The sequence below is a fragment of the Herbaspirillum lusitanum P6-12 genome, from assembly GCF_000256565.1.
In the GTDB taxonomy this organism is placed as follows: Bacteria; Pseudomonadota; Gammaproteobacteria; order Burkholderiales; family Burkholderiaceae_D; genus Herbaspirillum; species Herbaspirillum lusitanum.
The window spans coordinates 1-2,330 of record NZ_AJHH01000422.1; the positions used below are offsets into that span (position 1 = coordinate 1).

Here is a 2,330-nt window from a genome sequence, read left to right on the forward strand (position 1 = left end):
CCCGGCGTTGTTGACCAGGACGTCGATCGCCCCGGCTTCTTTGACCAGGTCACGGATGCTTTCTGCATCGGTGACGTCCAGCTTCAGGATGCGCAAATGCGTGGACTTCGGCAACACGTCGTCATTCGGCGTACGCATGGTGGCGACGACTTTCCAGTTACGGTCCAAAAAATACTTCGCGATTTCCAGACCGAAGCCGGAAGAACAGCCTGTGATTAAAACGGTTTTCATGTGAATCCTTTCATTGTCAGGAGAAGCACGACAATAGCTGGCATGAACAAAACCATCTACAATCCAAAGTCTTAAATTTGTTTGCGAGAGTCCGACATGGTTGACCCCCTGACGTCCGTTGTCACTCTTCTCCAGCCCAAGATGTCCTATACGAAAATAGTGACCGGGGCAGGACGCTGGGGCGTGCGCGGCAAACTGGAAGAAGCGCCATTGTTCTGCTGCGTCGTGCTGGAAGGAAAAATCCGTTATACGGTCGACGAGTTGCAACTGATCGCCGAAGCGGGCGATTTCCTGCTGATCCCCTCCATGTCGACATTTTCGGCGAGCAGCTTCGACGTCCCTCTCGAGGATGAATGGCAATCCGAACCCGTGGTGCTGGAAAACGGCGAACATCGCAATGGCTCGGCATCAGCCGAAGCGGATGTGCGATCGCTGGTGGGCTTCTGTCAACTGACTTCGCCGGACGCCACTTTGCTTTTGACGCTGCTGCCGAAGGTCATCCTCATTCGAGGCGATGTCCGCTTGACGGCGCTGGTTCAGCTGGCCATCGATGAAGCACGTTCGCAGCGGCCCGCGCGAGACGTGGTGCTCGAACGCCTGCTGGAAGTTCTGCTGATTGAGGCGTTACGCTCGTCCAACAATGCGGTAACGTCACCCGGCCTGTTGCGCGGTCTCGCGGATACCCGGCTGGCGAACGCGATCCGTCGCATTCATGAAAGTCCTGAAGAGCCTTGGACCGTTGCGCTCCTGGCGAAAGAATCGGCGCTGTCGCGCTCCACTTTTTTCCAGCGATTCAGCACGGCGTTGGGCGTCACGCCGATGGACTACCTGCTGTCTTGGCGGATGGCATTGGCCAAAAAATTTCTTGATCAAAAAAAATCAATAACAGTGGTGGCAGCGCTGGTCGGATACAGTTCATCAAGCACGTTTACGGTCGCCTTCACCCGCCATACCGGCATGCCGCCGGGCCAATATTCCAGATTACGGCAGAATGCAGAGGCAGAAAATTCAGCCGAGGCGCCTGCAATGTCGTGAATTTCGCTCGTGTCCGCTACGGGTCAGTTTCGGACATTAAAAAATCATCCCACGCGAAGAAACTGAAGAAAGAGGCAACATGGAAATTCGTGATATCTGCTCTGACGACTTGAATTTAATCTGCCAACATCGGGAATTGATGTTTCGAGAGGCGGGTCGGGATGAAACAGATCTGGCTGCGATGGCGCCTAATTTTCGAAATTGGTTGGAACCCAGAATTGTAGATGGTAGCTATTTTGGATTTCTTGCTACTGACAAAGATGACGTCGTAGCCGGCATCGGCTTGATGGAAATTGATTGGCCACCTCACCCATCTCATCCATATCAGGACAAGCGCGGCTATGTACTCAACGTGTACGTAGAGCCTGCATATCGTCGCCGTGGCATTGCAGACTTGTTGATGAAAATGGCCGATGCTGAATTTAAGAAACGTGGACTAACTTTCGCGATTCTACATTCAACTAACGCCGGGCGTCCTCTATATGAAAAAAGCGGCTGGTCCTCAACCACGGAGATGGCCAAGCCGTTGGTGTAAGTCGTTGACGTCAACATTGTTGTCCGCTACCGGCCAGGTGCGGAAGTTAGAGAAACTTGCATTGACTCGACGGAAGTTTCACTAACAAGAAGTAGTTAATGAAGGGACAAACAATGTCAGCAGCTCATGTTCTCATTGCGGGGATTATTTTTCTTTTGGTAATTGGTTTAGTCGCTTTTATTCAAAAGGGAGTAACCGGGAAAAGGAAGTGGAGTTTGATGGTCTCTCTCATCTTGTTTCTTGTCATAACTCCTCTGGTTGCTGGTGTAAATTGGTCAGCATTATTTCACTAACAAACCTTGCCAGTCTTATTTTTAGGGTGATGAGGATGTCTGTTATCGGCCAGATGCGGACTTTAGCTTGTAAATGAATCAGAGGCCTATTAAGTATGAACAATGGCCCAGCGTCGCGGCTCTATAATCGGAGGCCAGAGCCTGGACTTTTTGAGTCCGATTTTATAGCCACGAAATTTGATTTTGATTCACACTTTCACAGCTGCACTGTTGATTTGCTCGCAGAATTGACCCTC

At 51.1% G+C, this 2,330-nt stretch carries 3 protein-coding genes; 2 read left to right on the top strand and 1 reads right to left on the bottom strand.

Going from position 1 to position 2,330, the window contains the following annotated elements; translation table 11 throughout:
* Positions 1-231: SDR family NAD(P)-dependent oxidoreductase (locus HLUSI_RS28610; RefSeq protein ID WP_040503483.1), on the bottom strand; the 231-nt coding region annotated here is incomplete at its 3' end.
* A 96-nt stretch (positions 232-327) separates the two neighbouring features.
* Here HLUSI_RS28610 and HLUSI_RS0113570 point away from each other — a divergent pair.
* Complete coding sequence (locus HLUSI_RS0113570; protein WP_029363495.1) at positions 328-1,266, top strand: helix-turn-helix transcriptional regulator; 939 nt, start codon at positions 328-330, stop codon at positions 1,264-1,266.
* 79 nt (positions 1,267-1,345) lie between these two features.
* Entirely contained in the window at positions 1,346-1,801 is a 456-nt protein-coding gene (locus HLUSI_RS0113575) for a GNAT family N-acetyltransferase (RefSeq protein ID WP_016834491.1), read from the top strand.
* Positions 1,802-2,330: the final 529 nt, after the last annotated feature.